General features: G+C 51.6%; 16 protein-coding genes and 3 pseudogenes. 13 read left to right on the plus strand and 6 right to left on the minus strand.

The window, feature by feature from the left end:
* Positions 1-111: 111 nt before the first annotated feature.
* From ACYZUA_RS16645 to ACYZUA_RS16655, 3 genes are all read left to right on the plus strand, one after another.
* Positions 112-1,005, plus strand: coding sequence for a TniB family NTP-binding protein (locus ACYZUA_RS16645; protein WP_461959730.1), 894 nt, complete (start codon positions 112-114; stop codon positions 1,003-1,005).
* 218 nt (positions 1,006-1,223) lie between these two features.
* Complete coding sequence (locus tag ACYZUA_RS16650; RefSeq protein ID WP_461959731.1) at positions 1,224-1,730, plus strand: hypothetical protein; 507 nt, start codon at positions 1,224-1,226, stop codon at positions 1,728-1,730.
* A 2-nt stretch (positions 1,731-1,732) separates the two neighbouring features.
* Positions 1,733-2,737, plus strand: a complete 1,005-nt coding sequence (locus ACYZUA_RS16655) for a hypothetical protein (RefSeq protein ID WP_461959732.1) — start codon at positions 1,733-1,735, stop codon at positions 2,735-2,737.
* Between the two features lie 826 nt (positions 2,738-3,563).
* Here the strand turns inward: ACYZUA_RS16655 and ACYZUA_RS16660 are convergent.
* Both ACYZUA_RS16660 and ACYZUA_RS16665 read right to left on the minus strand, forming a co-directional pair.
* A complete protein-coding gene (locus tag ACYZUA_RS16660) occupies positions 3,564-4,262 on the minus strand; it encodes a M15 family metallopeptidase (protein WP_461959733.1) in 699 nt (232 codons plus the stop codon).
* A 255-nt stretch (positions 4,263-4,517) separates the two neighbouring features.
* Positions 4,518-5,468 (minus strand): site-specific integrase, encoded by a 951-nt coding sequence (locus ACYZUA_RS16665; protein WP_461959734.1) that lies wholly within the window; start codon positions 5,466-5,468, stop codon positions 4,518-4,520.
* Positions 5,469-5,649: 181 nt separating this feature from the next.
* On the opposite strand from ACYZUA_RS16665, the gene ACYZUA_RS16670 reads away from it, so the two are divergent.
* A complete protein-coding gene (locus ACYZUA_RS16670; protein ID WP_461959735.1) occupies positions 5,650-6,657 on the plus strand; it encodes a DNA-binding protein in 1,008 nt (335 codons plus the stop codon).
* 319 nt (positions 6,658-6,976) lie between these two features.
* On the plus strand, positions 6,977-7,495 hold the full coding sequence (locus ACYZUA_RS16675) for a hypothetical protein (protein WP_461959736.1): 519 nt from the start codon (positions 6,977-6,979) through the stop codon (positions 7,493-7,495).
* Positions 7,496-7,660: 165 nt separating this feature from the next.
* Here ACYZUA_RS16675 and ACYZUA_RS16680 read toward each other — a convergent pair whose 3' ends face one another.
* Entirely contained in the window at positions 7,661-8,137 is a 477-nt protein-coding gene (locus ACYZUA_RS16680; protein ID WP_461959737.1) for an XRE family transcriptional regulator, read from the minus strand.
* A 244-nt stretch (positions 8,138-8,381) separates the two neighbouring features.
* On the opposite strand from ACYZUA_RS16680, the gene ACYZUA_RS16685 reads away from it, so the two are divergent.
* From ACYZUA_RS16685 to ACYZUA_RS16700, 4 genes are all read left to right on the plus strand, one after another.
* Entirely contained in the window at positions 8,382-9,113 is a 732-nt protein-coding gene (locus tag ACYZUA_RS16685) for a metallophosphoesterase (RefSeq protein WP_461964014.1), read from the plus strand.
* A gap of 627 nt (positions 9,114-9,740) precedes the next feature.
* Complete coding sequence (locus tag ACYZUA_RS16690) at positions 9,741-10,154, plus strand: DUF6957 family protein (RefSeq protein ID WP_461959738.1); 414 nt, start codon at positions 9,741-9,743, stop codon at positions 10,152-10,154.
* Between the two features lie 19 nt (positions 10,155-10,173).
* Positions 10,174-10,551, plus strand: a complete 378-nt coding sequence (locus ACYZUA_RS16695) for a hypothetical protein (RefSeq protein WP_461959739.1) — start codon at positions 10,174-10,176, stop codon at positions 10,549-10,551.
* 27 nt (positions 10,552-10,578) lie between these two features.
* Entirely contained in the window at positions 10,579-10,989 is a 411-nt protein-coding gene (locus tag ACYZUA_RS16700) for an antitoxin Xre/MbcA/ParS toxin-binding domain-containing protein (RefSeq protein WP_461959740.1), read from the plus strand.
* An 839-nt stretch (positions 10,990-11,828) separates the two neighbouring features.
* Here ACYZUA_RS16700 and ACYZUA_RS16705 read toward each other — a convergent pair.
* On the minus strand, positions 11,829-12,233 hold the full coding sequence (locus ACYZUA_RS16705) for a hypothetical protein (RefSeq protein WP_461959741.1): 405 nt from the start codon (positions 12,231-12,233) through the stop codon (positions 11,829-11,831).
* A gap of 556 nt (positions 12,234-12,789) precedes the next feature.
* On the opposite strand from ACYZUA_RS16705, the gene ACYZUA_RS16710 reads away from it, so the two are divergent.
* Both ACYZUA_RS16710 and ACYZUA_RS16715 read left to right on the plus strand, forming a co-directional pair.
* Entirely contained in the window at positions 12,790-13,146 is a 357-nt protein-coding gene (locus ACYZUA_RS16710; RefSeq protein ID WP_461959742.1) for a hypothetical protein, read from the plus strand.
* Positions 13,147-13,202: 56 nt separating this feature from the next.
* Positions 13,203-13,568 (plus strand): histone-like nucleoid-structuring protein, MvaT/MvaU family, encoded by a 366-nt coding sequence (locus tag ACYZUA_RS16715; RefSeq protein WP_461959743.1) that lies wholly within the window; start codon positions 13,203-13,205, stop codon positions 13,566-13,568.
* Positions 13,569-13,785: 217 nt separating this feature from the next.
* Here the strand turns inward: ACYZUA_RS16715 and ACYZUA_RS16720 are convergent, their stop codons facing one another.
* Together ACYZUA_RS16720 and ACYZUA_RS16725 are read right to left on the minus strand one after the other, a co-directional pair.
* Positions 13,786-14,676, minus strand: a complete 891-nt coding sequence (locus ACYZUA_RS16720) for a reverse transcriptase domain-containing protein (RefSeq protein WP_461964016.1) — start codon at positions 14,674-14,676, stop codon at positions 13,786-13,788.
* 382 nt (positions 14,677-15,058) lie between these two features.
* Positions 15,059-16,153: pseudogene (locus tag ACYZUA_RS16725) on the minus strand (recombinase family protein); the annotation flags it as partial.
* Between the two features lie 322 nt (positions 16,154-16,475).
* Between ACYZUA_RS16725 and ACYZUA_RS16730 the strand changes: the two are divergent.
* Positions 16,476-17,165, plus strand: a pseudogene (locus ACYZUA_RS16730) (reverse transcriptase domain-containing protein); the annotation flags it as partial.
* A gap of 33 nt (positions 17,166-17,198) precedes the next feature.
* Positions 17,199-17,258: pseudogene (locus ACYZUA_RS16735) on the plus strand (hypothetical protein); the annotation flags it as partial.
* Between the last annotated feature and the right edge of the window lie 9 nt (positions 17,259-17,267).

The raw sequence follows: 17,267 nt of genomic DNA on the forward strand, positions 1-17,267 counted from the left end.
CATTCTGCTGCGTGAGCCGTTTTCTAATGGCTCACGATATCAGACCCATAAATGCATCTCCAAGATTTATTCGAGAGCATCATTCCTGTTATTATTTTTTGAGGATAACGCATGGAACAGTACGAGCACATCGTTGAAGCTAAACGCCATTTGGCGAGTCTACCGAATGCCAATCGAATAGCCATATGTCGACATGACTTCTGGATTAACACACCACGCCTCGCGCCGTTGTTCAAATGTATTGAAAACATGCTTTACACTGAAGATCAACTTCAGGCATCGTGCATCATTGTTTACGGGAAAGGAGGTTACGGAAAATCTGCGATTGTTCAGCGACTAATCGACTTAAATATCATATCTCCTTACAAGCTAAAATTCGTCACTATGACCGAAAACCTAGATCGGTATCGCCTCCATCAATCTGTATGTATCGCGTTCGGCGTTGAGTCTACCGGAAAATCGACGCCAAAAACTGCCGCAGTATTTCGGGTTATAAAAGCCGAAAACGTCACGGGGCTCTTGATTGACGAGATTCACGACGCAATGTCTCAAGCCTATGGTCAAAAGAGGGCCACACTTTCTTTGATGAAAAATATGGCTGGCGACCCATTGATGCTGTGCCTGATCGTGTTTGGCAACCACACTGCAGCCCAAGTTTTAGCAGTCGACGATCAGCTCAATCGTCGATTTGTCCAATGGGAGCTTACTCCTTGGAAGAATGACCAAGATTTCACTGATTTCGTTCATGCGTATGAGTCGCACCTGCCGCTACGGCTTCCTTCTGGTCTCGCTCAAAAGCGGTTACGCGACCTGCTTTTCAAATATTCTCATGGAATCATGGATAACGTCGTGAAAATTATGAAGGCATTCGCCATGGATGCAATCGAAACGGGAGCGGAGAGAATTCATAATAAGCAATTTCCGCATGTCATGGACATAACTAAGAAGTTTGGGTACCAGTTGACGCTGCCATCCACTTCAGTAGGTAAAGACAAAGGGAAATAGTATGATTCCGAAGATAATCAACCCTACAAATTCCCAAAAAAAATCTTTGCCGTAAAATCAGCAAAGTACTTGCGGCTCCAGTTTTTCCCGGACACGTTTTGAAAGTTGTTGGACAATCAGGTTCCGGACTGTCCACATGCTGTTCACAACTTATGGCAACACTATCGCCATTTGCTTTAATGGTGCGTCCACTTTTGTGGGAGAAGGGAAATAGGTTTATGGATGATTTCTTTCATGTGTTAGGCTTAATCCCCAGCGGGAGGCACCCCCATATAATTGGCAAGGATATTCACGAAATACTTAAGCTTAGAAATGTTACCACGGTCGTTGTATCAGACGCCCACGAATACTGGAATGCCTCAGGTGCGAGACGCTATGATCTTTTTAGATTGATAGAGCAGCTTCAATCTCTAAACTTCATTCTGTTTGAAACGTTGACAAATCCGGCACCTTTGTCCCGCCCGTTTGAAGCCAAACGCGTTGCCCAGACCATCGACTGTCGCAGCTTTGAATCCACCGCAGAGTACTATCAGCATTTCAGGTCTGAAGTTGGAAATCTATTTGGCGCATTTCCGGAATCAATAAATGCGCAGTTGATTCTCGAGACTCTATATCGTTCCTCAGGCGGTACCATTGGGAACACATATCAGATTCTGGCTGCCGCCCGTACATATCTATGGAGCCCAGAGTCGCTGATTTCGAATCTCACACCCTTAAGGAATTGATTATGCAACATGCATATGACGGTGTTTATACCCCTTTCGATGGTGAGACTTTTTCCACTTGGGTCTTCAGATTTTCGTTATTCGAAGAAATATCAGCAATGCAAGATGACGAGATTGCGGGGTTGTATACTCGTTGGTCTCTAGTAGAAAATTTCGACCCAGACTATTCTTTTGATAGCGGATTTTTTATCGAATGCTGTGAATCGCTTGATTTTCGGGTTGAATTTTTCGCCGCTATGTTTTCGTCGGGCAGTAAGTGGGTCATGCCTTTTCATTTTCGGCGAGCTTATTGTCACCAATGTTTTTGTGAGCAAATCCAGGCTCAAAAGTATCCAGGATGCTTAACGAAATGGGGTGTTGTGTATTACACGGTTTGCGATCTGCATAAAAATGCATTGTGTGAAGCTCCATCTCCTAATCCCAAGGCACTGGATCGCGCCATGCATATGTTCCGATTGTCATATCAGCGCGGATCAAATCTTTTTGCCCCAAACCATTGTCCTCCCATCCTAATTGATGCAGCCTCACTAGCACAGTCACGTTTTCTGGAGTGGGATGATATATCTCGAAGCTACCAATCCGATACCGTGAAGCTGTTAATGCGATTGCTGCTTTATCCTAGATATGGTCTGGTGTCACAGCGGTACGTTGTGCGCATGAAATACCCAGCTGTGCAAAGCTTCCGGCAATTGCTGCATTATGGCGCGCTTACGGCCAATGTTTTTCAAAGGCGGTTAGCAACTGTACTTACAGCAATAATCTTGGGCATTTATGATCGTAAGCTTTCCAGTCAATTACTTGGCGTAATCAACGATCTTTTTCCGGCGCATATTCCAATATCCAGCATGCAACAGCTCGGATCCCTCTCGAATGTATTTATAAGCTCTTTGGCACCTGGTCTACATGATGAGTTAAAGTCTATTGCTGCGAAATTTTACTCTGAACCACTTGTGGAGTTTGCCAGCGGTTTTTATAGTTTGTCGTCGAAAAAATCATATGGCTACTGATCGCCTTTTCAAAATTCACCATTTACAATTTGACTTGCATGTTGCCATTGAGCAACCCGGTGAGTACGTGCATTCTCAGCCATCTTGGTTACGCTGTACTTTGTCATCTAATAATCAAATACTCGGTTATGAATTGTGGGCTGGCTACCCATCCGCTAAATCTGCCTCGTCAGCCATATTAATACACAGAGTTGGTGATTCTGCGCTCTATGGCTTACGCCCCGTCGTCACTTTCCATCATGATTTTTACAGAGTTTTGGGGCAGGGCCTTCCTGTAGTCGTGAATCTCCCTGATTCAGCGACCAAGACTTTTTACCAAATGTTTCAAGATCGGTTTTTGGCTATCTTCTACGATTGGCCAGTAGGTGTCCATGGGGTAAGAGCAACTTTATTCAGGGCATCTACGCGACAGTTGATTGACATCCTAAAATTTACTGCCCACGCCTACCATTGCTCGGTAAACGGGTCGTCATTTTCATCGAGTCCCGGGAAATTTTGTGAAGTTACCTTGGCAGTGCCCACTGGCTATTGAGATAAATTGGCGCGAGGGGTGGTACTGTATAATGACCCCCAAGGTATGCAGGACATATATAGTCAGAAAGTGAGTCATCACCTCGACAAGCAGGCCTTACGGCGTCAGCGCCAGTGAGTGCGTTAGCAGCTATCCAATGGTTGTTCATGACCAACTGCTTCTGCTTTATGGCGTGATGGGGTTGTCTTAGGTCGTTAAGGGCGTAACCGCTCCCAACTACACAAGTTGCCTCTGGGTCATTAATGGTCAGCCAAGCCAGACTTGTGTTCCTTGCAACCTTGGTGGAAGTCTCACTCAATTACCTGGACGTGACGCTTCAGGCAATGAAACGTTGAGGATGTGATCCCGATAGATCTCCGGGATTTTCTCCAACACCAAGTCTTTCTCAAGGATATCCGCGTTTTGAACGGCGTCTATGAGTAGTTCAACAGTTACCTGATCCAGCGCTTTGATTGAGAGCGGGGCGTAGCTGAGATGCCAAGGTTCCGGATACATCCCCCCGCTATCACGTAGGTAAGGCCCGAAAAAGCCGTATTCAGTCATGTGGTGATCCAGCCACTGGTGCAGTGGCAAAAACAATCCGTCGTGAGCTACCTCTTCCGGGAGCAATTTCGGCTGATAACCAGGAGGCATCACGGCACCGTCGACGACATCAATTTCTGTGCCCCAATGGTGACGACTGCCTCCCGGGAGCGCAGACCAATTGAGTATGCAACCGATGACTTCCGAGGCAGAGAGTCGAGTAAAGTCACGCGCCTTTCCGTTGATGTCAAACAGCGGTTTGGCACCGCTGAATTTAGAGTTCCAGATGCGCAGCTGTGTCCGAAAGTCTCGGAAGCTGCTATACGGCAGTAAATCAATACCAGCTCGCAGCGCATCTGATCGCATGTCCAGAAATGCAGTCGCGGCCTCCGGTTGTGCGGCAAAACGCGGTTCGTAATATTGCGCGATATGTGTCCTGGATCGACCTGTCAGTTCCAAATCGTTAAGCATAGTTTGCACGCTCATTGGTGTGGCGAGTGAGGCGCCGAACACGCTGTCAATCGGGCCTAAGCAAAGGCTGAGCGTAGCGGCCGCGACTTGCTCCGTCCAAGACTATCGAACAGTTGATAATTAGCACTGCCGACGCGGATCTAGAAAAATGTCATCTCAAGTTGAGCTCGCGATCATGAATCTTGACCGGGGCTAATCGAATGAAACTAGTCTTCTGCGACCACTAAATTTTTTCTACGCCCCGGTCGATCCTGGTTACCTCAGCAGTTCCGGTTTTGGTGCTGCAACCTGAACAGCTAGCTCCCCAAACGATGAGCTGGCATCTACATATCGCAGCGCCGACTTCACATCCTTCCAGCCCACATAACTCATCAAATTCTTAATGTCCCAGCCACTCGCCGATGCCCAGGTCGCGAATCCGCGGCGCATGGAGTGACTGCTATAAAGGTCAGCCGAGACGCCTGTCTGTTCGAAGATTCGGCGAAGCAGAGGTATCAGGCTATTTGAGTTGATGCCGCCCTCAGCAAGATTGCCCCACCGATCGACTTTTCTGAATACGGGGCCGCGCGCAATGCCAGCGACAGTGATCCAGTTGATGTAAGCCTGGACAGGGCAGAGCTTCTTGAGCGCAGGGGTGTGGAATGTCGTCCCCAAGTGCTGTCGATCACCCTTTGTGTGGGGCAGATAGAAGGTAATTCCAACCCCTGACTCCGCCTTGGTGTGCTCGACCTGCAGGCGAGCCAGCTCGTCACCCCGGAAACCCCGCCAGAACCCAATCAGCACAAGAGCAATGTCTCGTCGATGCCTCATAACGCTTTTGTAGTCATCGCGCTCAGCCGCCAGGGCCGCCTCTCGCTCAAGCCAACTCACCGCTTGTTCAAGGTGAAGTAGAAGGAGAGGGGCGGCCTGTTTCTCTTGGGTCGGATGTAGTGTCCGGATCCCCTTGATCATCTGCTTAACGGTGGGAGTTTTCGTGGGGTCAGGGAATCCTTGGGTGACGTGCCACTGCGCCAGCGCCGCCAGGCGTTGCTTCAGCGTGTTGATGGAGTGCTTGTCCGCGTACTCGGCGAGGTAACGCACGATGCCATCGCCAGTTGCCGGCAAAAAACCACCCCAGGTCACTTCGAAATGCTCCACCGCGGCGCGGTAGCTGCGCCGGGTGTTTTCCCGGGTGCCAGCCTGCAGGTAACGATCAACCTTGTTCATCTCGACCCTTCTGCGCGAAACGTACCTTTTCCGGCGGCGGAAAAAGCCAAAACCAACTCTATGATGCGATAACGCTCCATTATTTTATCAAAGAATCACTCTGATATTGTTCTTTTTATAGTAGTAAAGTGCTATGTATATACGTGGTATGTAAAACAGTACGAAATCGTAGGAGAGGAAAATGGCACGCGGCGGAATTAACAAGGCGATTGTCCAAAAAGCCCGGGAATCGCTGCTTGCTCGGGGAGAGAATCCGAGCATCGACGCCGTGCGCATCGAGTTGGGAAATACCGGCTCAAAGACAACAATTCACCGCTATTTGAAGGAAATAGAAGATTTTGACCCCCGGCCGCGAGCTTCTAGAGAGCGGCTGAGTGATGAATTGACCGAGCTCGTTGCCGGCCTGTTAGAGCGAATGACGGAGGAGGGAGGCGAAGCTCTTGTGTACGCCCAGGCGCGCTTCGACCAGCAGCGCAGCGAGCTGGAGCAAAAACTCGACGGCTTGAATGCCGAAGTCACCTCATTGCAGCGTGAGGTGGATAGTCAAAAAGGAGCGTTAGCGCTCCAAGCGGATGAGTTGCAGATTTGTCAGACAAGCCTGCAAACCGAGCTCACCCGCAATGCCCGCCTGAGCCAAAATTGCAGTGACTTGGAAATTCGCGTGCAGGAGAAGGACGAGCAAATCCGCTCCCTGGAAGAAAAGCACCTGCACTCTCGAGATGCCCTTGAGCATTACCGCAATGCAGTCAAGGAGCAGCGAGATCAGGAACAGCAACGGCACGAAGGACAGGTGCAGCAAGTTCAGGTTGAGCTGCGCCAACTTCAGCAGACGTTGATGGTCAAGCAGGACGAACTGACTCGACTCAACAGAGATAACGAGCGCTTGCTGAGTGAGGCTCGACAGCAGGCAAAAGCTGCGGCGACGCATGAAGATGCGGCGGTTCGATTGACCGGTGAGATTGCCGCCATGAAGACAACAGTTGCCAAGGCTGACGGTGCGAAAGAAGCGCTTCAGGAACAGCTAGGCATGTTGCGTGCCGAATCCAAGCGGCTAGAGGAGGGTTTGGCGCAGGCGAGCTCGCAACTGGCCGAAGCCACGAGGTTGTCGTTGCACTATTCAGCGGAGCTCACTCAGCTTCGAAAAGCCCCGGGGCATCCTGATATCAACAATGAAAGCTCCACTAAATAACACCCCAAGGAGAGTTAGATTGAGCAAATTTAACGCGGTGTGCAGCGGATCTGTTGCAAGTACTCTTGGCCTGAAACATGCGCATGAGCGCCTGAACCAGATGGTTTCTTCGAATGATTGTTCTGGGCCACTGAAGCGGATTGGGCGAGTCGCATCAAGTGCGAAGAAGTTGATGCCCAAAATGAACAGGGAGGGTTTCGATGCGTAAAGGGCTTAACGAAAGTCGCCGCGAATTTCTAGGGGTTGTTTTGACTTGTGGCCTTTGAGTGGGTCGGTAGCCTAGATAACGGGTCGCTTTCATCCATACCAAGGAGCTTTTATGCAGCTAAAGAAAGGTTACATCTTAATCCCCGCCCTCATCGGCTTCGGCATCAGTCTGATGTTCCTGATCGTGCAAAGCCGGTTGTTCAATCTGATTGGGTGGAATTACAACTTCTGCCATGCGCTGTACGGCTTCACCTTTCCTTTCGTGATGAGCTATCTCTCATTCGAGTTCAGCAAAGTACAAAGGACGCCGCTGCGCCCGGTGATGAAGCAGATCCTTAGCATCCCTTGGTACTCCTGGCCGTTAGCGTTCGTGCGCGTGTTGGGGCGATCGATTGTGCGCGACTTTAACGAAGGGATCTGCTGGATCCCCCTTGTCGGCGTTGCCTACGTGCTCGCAGGCTCGATTGGCAACGAAGTGTTTATCGATCCAGCCACTAATGGAATCCCATTTACCCTGGCTTACGAAAACTTCGTGGCTGACGTCTTCGGCATGTCGTTATTTCTGCTGGTCACCTTTCCTTTTGTGACGCGCCAGAAACGAGCACGAGCGTTGTTATCCAGCAACGCGTAATTCGTTTCTCAGTGATGCTGCGCCGGAAGACAGGGAGTGACACCTCGTGCCAGCCCGACGCAGCCTCTCACTGCGGATAGCGAAACAAGGCAAAACGTCCGCGGCCCAACAGGCTTTTTGCTTTTTTTTGATCGCACCTGGCGCGGCGTCACCCGGTGCGATCATTCACTCTTCAATACGCTTCCAGATCCGGCCCACCGTGGATGTCGGCATGCCCAGAATGTCCGCAGCTTGTTTTTGAGTCAGCCCGTGCGCTCGGCAGCGGAGCACCGCGTCGACCTTCTCAGGAGGAGTCCGCTGACCCGGTAGCCGGGGTTTCAGGGCGCCATCCAAGAACTGCGTCGGCAATCCTTCCAAAACCCCCAGATCCTTGAGTGTCTTGATCTCCTCGTTGAGGTACTTAAGAAAGTCTTCGGGGGACTGCTGCTTTTCATAACTGGCCGCAACGGCGAGGAGAGCCAGCGGCTCTATATCTAGCCGCTCAGCGAGAATTTCCAGGGTGTCGAGGGTCACGCTGGCCTTGGCATGCTCCAAGTTATAAACATGCTTGGCATCCAATTGGCCATGGAAATCCTCTTTCGCCAGGCCACGGGCCGACCGAACGAGACGGATGACGGCTGCCAACGGATCTCTCAACGGCATTATAAATCCCCAAAGCTGAGGATAAAGCCATATTGATCAATCCCATTCCATGGAATATAGTCCCTGTACTGGGATTTGTGCTCAGCTATGGCCCTTGCGTGAATCGGCGTTCGCCGGGATGTATCTGATCCAGATTCATGAATCCATGCTGATCATTTTCCTGCGCCTCTGATCGGTTAGCCCGACATGTATGAGCGGTATGACGGCTTTCAATATATCCCTTAATCGAAGTTGCCTGTTCACCATGAAGCTCCGAATTTACTCAGACCTGCACAACGAATTTGCTGTCTTCGAGGCACCAGCCGTCGCCGCGGATGTGGTCATTCTCGCGGGCGATATCCACACGAAGGCTAGAGGCGTTGCTTGGGCTGGTGAGACCTTTTCCTGCCCAGTGATTTACATCTGCGGTAACCACGAATTCTATGGTGGCCACATCGACTACACGCTCCAAAAAATGAAGGAAGCCGCCTTACCACACGTCCACGTCTTGGAAAACGAGGTGTTTGTTTGGAATCAAACACGGTTCCTTTGCGCCACCGGCTGGACAGATTTTTCGTCGACCGGAAACGTGGTTGCAGCGACCCAAACAGCATGGGATTGGATGAATGATTTTCGTGTCATTCGCACTGGAGAAAACTATCGCCGGCTGCGCCCGTCCGACCTCATCAGTCGAAACCACGCGTCGTTCGCTTGGCTGTTCAAGGAGCTCGATGAGCCATTCGATGGCAAAACTGTGGTCGTGACGCATCACGCACCAATTGCCGAGGTAATGGGTGACAAGCATGAGGGCCATTTGAGTGCTGCTTACTCAAACCGTTGGCACGAGCTTCTGGATAAAGCGGATCTTTGGATTTTCGGACATACACACCGGGCCATCGACATCACACTGGGCCGGTGTCGCGTGGTCTCCAACCCTCGCGGCTACCCATATGAAGACACTGGCTTTGATCCCAACCTGATGATCAACCTTTCGTGAGTGCGGTCAGACGTCATGCGCCCACTAAGTGCGCCTTCAAACCTGTGAAACGGTTCTGGCACATATCGACCGTGTCTACATTCCAATGCTGTCAGCGCGCAGGTCGGTGTCCGATTTTTCATGATATGCGGATTTCGAATGATGCATAGAAAAGACCAAATACGACCCTTGGTGACCCAGATGCACTTCTTAGTTGCAGCGGTATGAGCGAGGTAGAGCGTGGCCCATCGATTCCGCCAGCAGTCGCCATGGCAATGGAAATGGATTTCGGTACGCCCATCTCCGCGTATTTGCTCGCAGCTGTCGATAGCCCTCCAATACTGATGGGGACAGTTTATGGCGATACAACGGGGCGTTTTCGCGAAGGCGCCAGCATACGAACGTCCAGGATTACAAGCGTCGACTTCGTCAATGGCTATTCAATATTTCAAACCGTTGCAGGAAGTCGGTACCTGGTAGTCAGCTGGGCGCCGGGTGGCAACAACCTCTATATGAATCGGATTTATCACTGAGCGATCTGCAAATGCGGATACGCGTCGCAAAAAAGCTTCGGGTTATCCAGGTGGTAACGGGGATCGGGAAAATGATTCTTGGGCTGGTACCCGCGGCAAGAGTTGAAGCGAGATTATGAATACAAGAGTTACGGATGCAGACCTGCTGGGCGATTTACTGTTCGGCTCAGCACGCCCTCTAGGAGGCTCAAAACTTGGCGACGATGAGTTGATCGTACTGGCCGCCGATACCTTCAGAGAAAGGCCTTTTTGCATCGTCAGACATTGGATGGTTTTGGATGTGATGCTCCCAGAGTTTCAGGAGCGAGAAATCAAAGCGCAGGGGCTTGAGGCAACACTTTTGTATGCCCATGCAGCGGTATTCGACAGCCAGAACAAGTACCAGCCTGGCGATAGGATCGTAAGCGGATATCAACGTGATTTTGATGGCTGCTTTTTTGAAAGTGACGACACGATCTTCATCCTGGCAGGCCAAGGCGCGCGCAAGCATGCGAGCTTTCCCGCTGTCCAGGCACTATCTGCGTATTAGTAAGCGAGCACAAAATCCAATGATTGAAGATCTACTGCCTGTCCTGCGTGATCGTTACCCAGCGTTTTTCTGTAGCGCGCCTCTTCGCGAAATCGGATGCCTGCCAGGTTGGCTGGATTTAATCGATGAGCTTTGCCGCACGCTAAAAATTTACATGGATGCTCACCCTGAGCTGCCGTCGATTCAGGTGCGTCAGGTCAAGGAAAAATTCGGGGGGTTACGCTTCTACTATTCCGGTGGTGATGCGGCGTGCCGTGAAATGGTTACTTCTGCAGAGCAGCGGTCAATGTCGACCTGCGAGGTTTGTGGGCAAGCCGGGACTTTGGGAGGGGAGCGTTGGATCAGCGTACGATGCCTCGATCACGTCAACTGGTCACCCTCAGGCGATTGCGCATGAACTCACGGAAAGCTCCTTGTTGAATTCATGAAAACAGACATTTGGGTCACTGTGAATTTGCCTTCGCCAGGCATTGAACTTCACGATGTCGTTCGGCGCCGTATGCCTTTTCCCTCATTTCAGTTTCTAGCCGAGATGTTGTGTATCGATGAAGAGCTGCTTGGTAAGCACATCGGTATTTCTTCCGAACTCATGTCGAGCGCGGCGAAGGTAGGTTTTTTTTCTTTGTGCGAGAGCAGACGTCTGTATGGATTGATTGTTGCTCTACAGGCTTCCTGCGAACTGTTCGAAGGCGACGTTCAGGCAGCCAGGGCTTTCTTACGCTCGCCGCTGCGTTGTTTTAACTCAAAGCCACCTTTGGAAATGCTCATTACGGAGGAGGGCGCGAGCGCCGTGATCGATCTAATCGGAAAGCTCGAACACGGCGTACTCACTTGAATGCTTTCCTGTTTACGCGCTGACAAACAGGACGCCAAACGGGGAGTTTCTTGAATGAATACGCGCAGTAGCCCAGATGCTGACTTTATTGAGCACCGGCATTTTTCATCAGCCCGAACAGTGCGGCCTTTGCCACTGGAGTTGGTCGCACGCATCACCTTGCTAGTCGTGATGGGGACATTGACCTGGACGCACCGCTCGTGCTCGATGATAAACGATGCAGGCTCGCTTTCTGATCCTCGTCCAATTCGGGTTTCACCGGCTCATGCCACGCAAAACCTCGTAATAAGGGAGAGTGATGTATAGGGAACGTGATTTAGCCATTTGGTGTTCAGTATATGAGACATGTGGTGTCACTGAATTTGTGCGGCTGGTTGAAGAGGCGCTCACCAGCTACAAGCGTGTACCTATATATGATTGGCCGACTCGAGTTCACGTATCCGAACTCGGGTTACCGTGCGTTCAGGTTTTGCAAGGTGTAGTGAGCAGTCGAGGTTTATATGCCAGCATCTCAGAGGATTACATCGAGATCGGATCCCGTCTGACAAATCATCTGGGTCAGCAGCTGCAATGGCATCTCGTGGTCAATGACCTGGCAACTGACGAAATGAAGGAGGATCAATTGGGCATAGATTTAGGTATGTAACCGGGCCACATTGCTGATGTGCCGCCACACCTTCGATCCAAACTTTTCCATGCGCGTCATTTACTTCAGCCCGCACCTCGTGGCTCGGGTTAAGCAGTCTTGCGCGTCAAAACCATGTCGGCTTTCAGGACTTTTTTTTGTGCGACGGGCCGCTGGCGAGGAGGGGATAGTCGCCGTCGCAAACCAGGGGAAATTAGGAGAGACGGTGAGCCGCTAAATGCTCCATGTCTCGAATCCAGCCCCTCAGAAATTGGCGCCAGTCGTGGGCATAACTTCCTTCAGAAAAACGTTCGGAGAGCGCATTGGCTGCTTCGAATCTCGTTCGCCAAACTTCAGGTATGTGTTGGTCTAGAACGATCACGAAATGGTGGCCATCGCAGCTTTCGAACGGCGTTTCTGGCACAGAATCTCGCAACTCCTCAATCGTCATGAGCTGAGCTTCCCCATGAGATTGTTCGAGATCTTGCCGATCAATCTCATCGAGAATGCTCAGGTGGGGTATTGCGCGTTCATCACCGGGTCGCAATCCCTCCAGATCCCACAAAGCCGCCCGTCTCGCACGCTCGCGCTGCCACAGGCTTTTCAAATCGACCGCCATCAAGATTTCCCTTAATACATTTACATTCTGCGCTAGCGTGTATCTGCAGGGGCGGATTCAATTTAAGCCACCACCTTCCTGGACGACCCATGCGTTCCAACAGGATACGCAATTGTACGCTGCTGGACGTTTAGATTTGAATGCACCCATCGCACACCTCTGAAAGCCAGCGTATTGGGCCGTCATTATTTCTTGCTGGGCAGTGTCAACAAAAATATTTTTTCAGAAGGCCCCTTGAAATTTTTTTTCAGCGACGGATCTTTATTATTTGAGACCAACAAAAAAGCAGCGATCTCGGCGCTCCACCTTTCACCGACCCTTCTGGCAAAACGATGTGATTTTTGCTTTTGCAGTGCTCCTGCTTCTGGCCTTTTCTTGCGATTTATCCTGTTGACGCTGATGTGTGACTGCCCTGTGGGCATAGCAAAATCGCCACTTCGCGGCGTGAGCCGCTGCTTTCCAGTTTGATTTCAAACAACGAGTAATTTTTCTAAAAAATACCCGTGTCGGACAACATCTGGGTGGGAGCTCCTAGTAAGCGAGGAGTGATATGTGAATGAACAGTGAACTCGAATCTGAAGTGTGGCTATCGGCACAGCAAGCGTGTGACGCCTTAACGTTTGAAGCATTAATTCAGCGGGCCGTGGATAGTTTCAAGAGGCATCCGGGATATGATCCTCTAGTGCGATTACATGCTTCCGACATTGGCCCGCTAGGTGTTCAGGTACTGCGTGCAGTGCTGCGGCAACGAGGGCTTGATCCTGAATCCTGTATTGATGTTCCTGGTTACCTTGAACTGCGGTCTCGACTCAAAGACCACCTACGCTCTCAGCTCCAGTGGTATCTGGTGAAGGGTGGGCATGCAACTGAGGAGATTCAAGAGGAGCAACTCCAAAGAGATTTGGGGCTGTAAAACGATCTATTATGTGTCCCGACACTACGTGTTATCCAAATTGAAGGAAATTACCAATGTTTCGTCTGGCTGAATACCGTAAACTTGAACAACAACTGGCCGCCCAGTTGGCGGAGCTCGAGTCGATGAAAAGTGATTCCGGCCTGAAGAAGGAAATGGAATTTGAGAGCAAACTGCGCGTTTTGCTGGGTGAGTACGGCTACAGCCTGCCGAACGTGATCAGCTTGCTTGATCCTCAAGCTCGCCGTCGCGCTCCGGCCATCGAATCCAAAGCGGGCACCCGTAAGCCTCGTCAAGTGAAGGTATACAAAAATCCGGATTCTGGCGAAGTCGTGGAAACTAAAGGCGGCAACCACAAAACGCTGAAAGAGTGGAAAGCAAAATTTGGTTCGGACACCGTAGAGTCCTGGTTGACCACGTAATCCTATTTTAATGCTAACAAAGTGCCCGTGGAGGGCCAGCAGTCTGGTATCAAGCAGGGGTCATTGCACAGCGGACTCCGTTCGCTCGCGGCAAAAGTGCTACCTGCAACTGGCGACGTGGAGACTGTAGTGACCATCCTCGATCATGCCTGCCTCGACGGTCGCGGTAGGGATGGCAGTTACCTGCCACCCCCCGCACAGATCCGTACGTGCGGAACTACCGCATACGGCTCCTGCCTTGGGTACGTGACGCGAAGCGATCCTCAGGGTAAGGATGTGCATTTCTGGGTCTAGGCATGTAGAGGTCGACAAGGCGTCCGTAGCGTGACCATTGAAGCCGATTACGCTGGCTGCGACGTTTTAGGGCTTGCCGCCATAGACGGCATACCGCCAGACGAAAACCACCAAGACGTATCAGGTTCCCCGGCACCGAGTGGTAGTTGAAGTATCCCGTGACCACCCGGGTAAGCCACTGACCCACGACTTGAACAGATTCGTGGCGTCGACGTTTCAGCTCATCCCGAATAGCCAGCAGCGTCGCACGCATTCGCTTCTTGACCGTCAGTCGCAGAATTTGAAACCCACCGCTTCTGTTGGTACTACAACAGTGTGTGAAGCCCAGGAAGTCAAAAGTCTCCGGTTTACCTAAGCCTCGCTTCCTACGATTTCTCGCAGCAAAACGACCAAACTCAATCAGCCGTGTCTTCGAGGCATTGAGGGATAAACCGAACCTGGCCAAGCGCTCCTGCAACTGCACCAAAAACTGCTGAGCCTGCCATTGCGCCCTGAAACCCACCACGCTGTCGTCCGCATAGCGCACAACAATAACATCGCCACGGGCATGCCGCTGGCGCCACTGCCTTGTCCACAGATCCAGCACGTAGTGAAGATAGATATTCGCCAGCAGCGGCGAGATTACGCCGCGTACAATCTTGCATACTTTTCTCTCCGGTGCCTGAGCCAGTCGACGTCTCGCTGGCGTTGAACCCGGGATCCGGATCAACCCGGAACACCACCAAAATTTCGTCCTTATGAATTTCGACACGTTTGACCAGGCCACGGATAATCTCGCGTTTCGTGACGAAATCGACAGTACCCAATCGGTCATGGACAGCAGCGGCAAACTCTTCGAGACGATTAATTACGAGAAACAGCTCGCGTTGACCCACCTGATGGCGCCGTGAGCCCTGAATCTGCTGATCAAGCTGTTCCAGACGACTCTTCAAATTTCGCATCTTTGGATCAAAGTCCATTTTGTCGATCATACCTTCGGCATAACTATCGATGAGCCGCGACTTGCCTTTCTCGAATTGCAGTCGTTGTCGTTCCAGCGCGGCAGTATCAGGGTTTGTTTTTTCTTTTTCTTCAAGGATTCCCAGCCGACGTTCATATTCATTCTTTAGTCTTCCAGGGTGAGCGAGCAGCTCAACAACCTGCTGCCACACCAGTTCATCGAGACGGTCCGTTCGTATTTGCTGATTGTCACAGACGCGCTCGCCACCAAAGCGGTAGGCATCGGTTCCAATGCAACGATAATAGGCATAGTCCCGACGTTGGCCTTTGGCCGCGGTCTTGCTGATCTTTTTACCGTAATAGGCGTAGTGACAATGGCCGCAAACGGTCAAGCCCTGAAGCAGGTAAACAGCACCATGACGACTCTGGCGCGCTCTGCGATTCTCAGCAAGTTGCTCTTGAACCGACTGAAATAACCCGTCACTGACGATTGCCGGTACGGATATCTCGATCCACTCACTTGGATCCGTACGCACGGTTGAATACCCCTTCCTGGGCACCTCGGCACTGTGGCGTTGTGCGCGTATCCGAGGTAAACGATCACGCGCCTGTGTTTTTCCGAAAGCAGCTCGTCCCCTGTAGGCTGGATTTTGTAATATCCCCCACACGGTACTGCGATCCCAATACGGTTTACCTGAGGCGGTTACGGTGCCTGTTGCGGTAAGACGACGCACCACTTCGCCAATGCTCAGTCGCTCCACCCCAATCCATTGAAAGATGGCTCTGACCGTTGCCGCTTGCGCCAAGTCGATAACGTACTGTGCGGGTGCGCCATCAAGCTGCTTACGAATGTAGCGATAACCGTACGGCGCAGTCGACAGTACATTGATGCTGCCGCGTCTGGCGCCATGAAGCTTTCCGCGACGATTGCGCTCCATGATTTTGGCACGCTCATATTCCGCGATCATGCCCTGCATCTGCAGCAGCAACGACTCCTCTGGCGTGACGCCAATGGCATGATTGAGGAACACGACCTGTACGCCGCACGCCGATAGTTCTTCCATCAGCAATGCCTGGTGAGCATATTTTCGCGACAGCCGGTCTGGGGAGAGGACGTAAAGACGATCTACCAGGCCAAGTGCAGCGCGGTCTCTGAGCCGTTCCAGTTGAGGGCGAATCAGCGTCGCGCCGCTGACGCCGGCGTCGACAAAGCGCATGTCCTCAGCAACGTGAACTCCATCAGCTACGATCCGCTCTGCCAACGCGGCAATCTGGCTTTCAATCGTGCCGCGTTTAGCCTGTTGATCAGAGGATACCCGGGCATAGAACGCCACCATCAAAGCCTGGCTCATTGCTCACCTCGCGTGGCGTTACGATGTTTTTTCACATTGGGCCGGGATTGCGACAACTCTAAGGAAGTCCGCGTTTCTGTCGGTTTTAGCTGCTCGTAGACCCTCTCGAGCTGTTCACAAGAGAATCGATTTGGTTCAAAAGCCAAACGAATACGCCAGATCCGCGGTTTTCGGCTCATGACTGAAGTCTCCCGTCAGTGGGGGCGATGACCTCAATGACGAGAACAATCTCGACGTCGGGGCATCCCGCATACCTCGGAGCAAAACACTCCCTGGCAATGCGCAGCCCCCATTTTATCCGAGAGTTTGCTCTATTGTTGCCGGCGCTATCAGTCCTTTGCTGATGAATCTGTTTATGCACTATGCGTTCGATGCCTGGATACAACGGACGTTTCCGGGCTGTCCATTTGCACGCTATGCCGACGATGCGGTGGTTCATTGTCGCAGCGAAAAGCAGGCATGCGAGGTCATGGCGGCAATCAAAGCGCGCTTGGAGGCGTGCCTGCTGAACCTGCACCCGGACAAGTCGAAGATCGTTTATTACAAGGACAGTAACCGTAAAGCAGCTTACCCAACGACGCAGTTTACGTTTCTGGGATTCACCTTCCGGCCACGGGAGGCATGGGGCAATCATGGACGCCGGTTTACCAGCTTCCTGCCCGGTGCCAGTAACGAGGCTCTGAAACGGATGCGTCAACAAACTCGCAGATGGAATATCCAGCGGCAAACACCAGCCAGCCTTCTGGAGTTGTCAAAGCAGTACAACGCCACCCTGCGTGGGTGGTGGAACTACTATGGAGCTTTCTACAAAACGGTGATGCACAAGGTCTTCAATCACTTTGATTTGAAGCTGCAACGCTGGGCCCGTCAGAAGTACAAACCACTGGCGGGGCACAAGCGCCGCAGTGCTGATTGGCTCAACCGGATGAAGAAGGCCTGTCCATCGTTATTCGTGCACTGGCATGTTTATGGAAATGAGGTTCGACCGGGCAACGGGAGCCGTATGAGTTGAGAGACTCACGTACGGTTCTGCGAGAGGCTGAAGGTGAAATTCCTATGGCCTACTCACCATGGCGACGGTTTGTGCCTGTTTTGCAAACGATTGGAGCAAGGA

Source organism: Pseudomonas sp. LS2P72 (genome assembly GCF_054897865.1).

Bases quoted from the DNA above. Each gene is read 5' to 3' on its own strand.
- ACYZUA_RS16645 (WP_461959730.1), top strand. From the start codon at position 112: ATGGAACAGTACGAGCACATCGTTGAAGCTAAACGCCATTTGGCGAGT.
- ACYZUA_RS16650 (WP_461959731.1), top strand. From the start codon at position 1,224: ATGGATGATTTCTTTCATGTGTTAGGCTTAATCCCCAGCGGGAGGCAC.
- ACYZUA_RS16655 (WP_461959732.1), top strand. From the start codon at position 1,733: ATGCAACATGCATATGACGGTGTTTATACCCCTTTCGATGGTGAGACT.
- ACYZUA_RS16660 (WP_461959733.1), bottom strand. From the start codon at position 4,262: ATGCTTAACGATTTGGAACTGACAGGTCGATCCAGGACACATATCGCG.
- ACYZUA_RS16665 (WP_461959734.1), bottom strand. From the start codon at position 5,468: ATGAACAAGGTTGATCGTTACCTGCAGGCTGGCACCCGGGAAAACACC.
- ACYZUA_RS16670 (WP_461959735.1), top strand. From the start codon at position 5,650: ATGGCACGCGGCGGAATTAACAAGGCGATTGTCCAAAAAGCCCGGGAA.
- ACYZUA_RS16675 (WP_461959736.1), top strand. From the start codon at position 6,977: ATGCAGCTAAAGAAAGGTTACATCTTAATCCCCGCCCTCATCGGCTTC.
- ACYZUA_RS16680 (WP_461959737.1), bottom strand. From the start codon at position 8,137: ATGCCGTTGAGAGATCCGTTGGCAGCCGTCATCCGTCTCGTTCGGTCG.
- ACYZUA_RS16685 (WP_461964014.1), top strand. From the start codon at position 8,382: ATGAAGCTCCGAATTTACTCAGACCTGCACAACGAATTTGCTGTCTTC.
- ACYZUA_RS16690 (WP_461959738.1), top strand. From the start codon at position 9,741: ATGAATACAAGAGTTACGGATGCAGACCTGCTGGGCGATTTACTGTTC.
- ACYZUA_RS16695 (WP_461959739.1), top strand. From the start codon at position 10,174: ATGATTGAAGATCTACTGCCTGTCCTGCGTGATCGTTACCCAGCGTTT.
- ACYZUA_RS16700 (WP_461959740.1), top strand. From the start codon at position 10,579: ATGAAAACAGACATTTGGGTCACTGTGAATTTGCCTTCGCCAGGCATT.
- ACYZUA_RS16705 (WP_461959741.1), bottom strand. From the start codon at position 12,233: ATGGCGGTCGATTTGAAAAGCCTGTGGCAGCGCGAGCGTGCGAGACGG.
- ACYZUA_RS16710 (WP_461959742.1), top strand. From the start codon at position 12,790: ATGAACAGTGAACTCGAATCTGAAGTGTGGCTATCGGCACAGCAAGCG.
- ACYZUA_RS16715 (WP_461959743.1), top strand. From the start codon at position 13,203: ATGTTTCGTCTGGCTGAATACCGTAAACTTGAACAACAACTGGCCGCC.
- ACYZUA_RS16720 (WP_461964016.1), bottom strand. From the start codon at position 14,676: ATGACCGATTGGGTACTGTCGATTTCGTCACGAAACGCGAGATTATCC.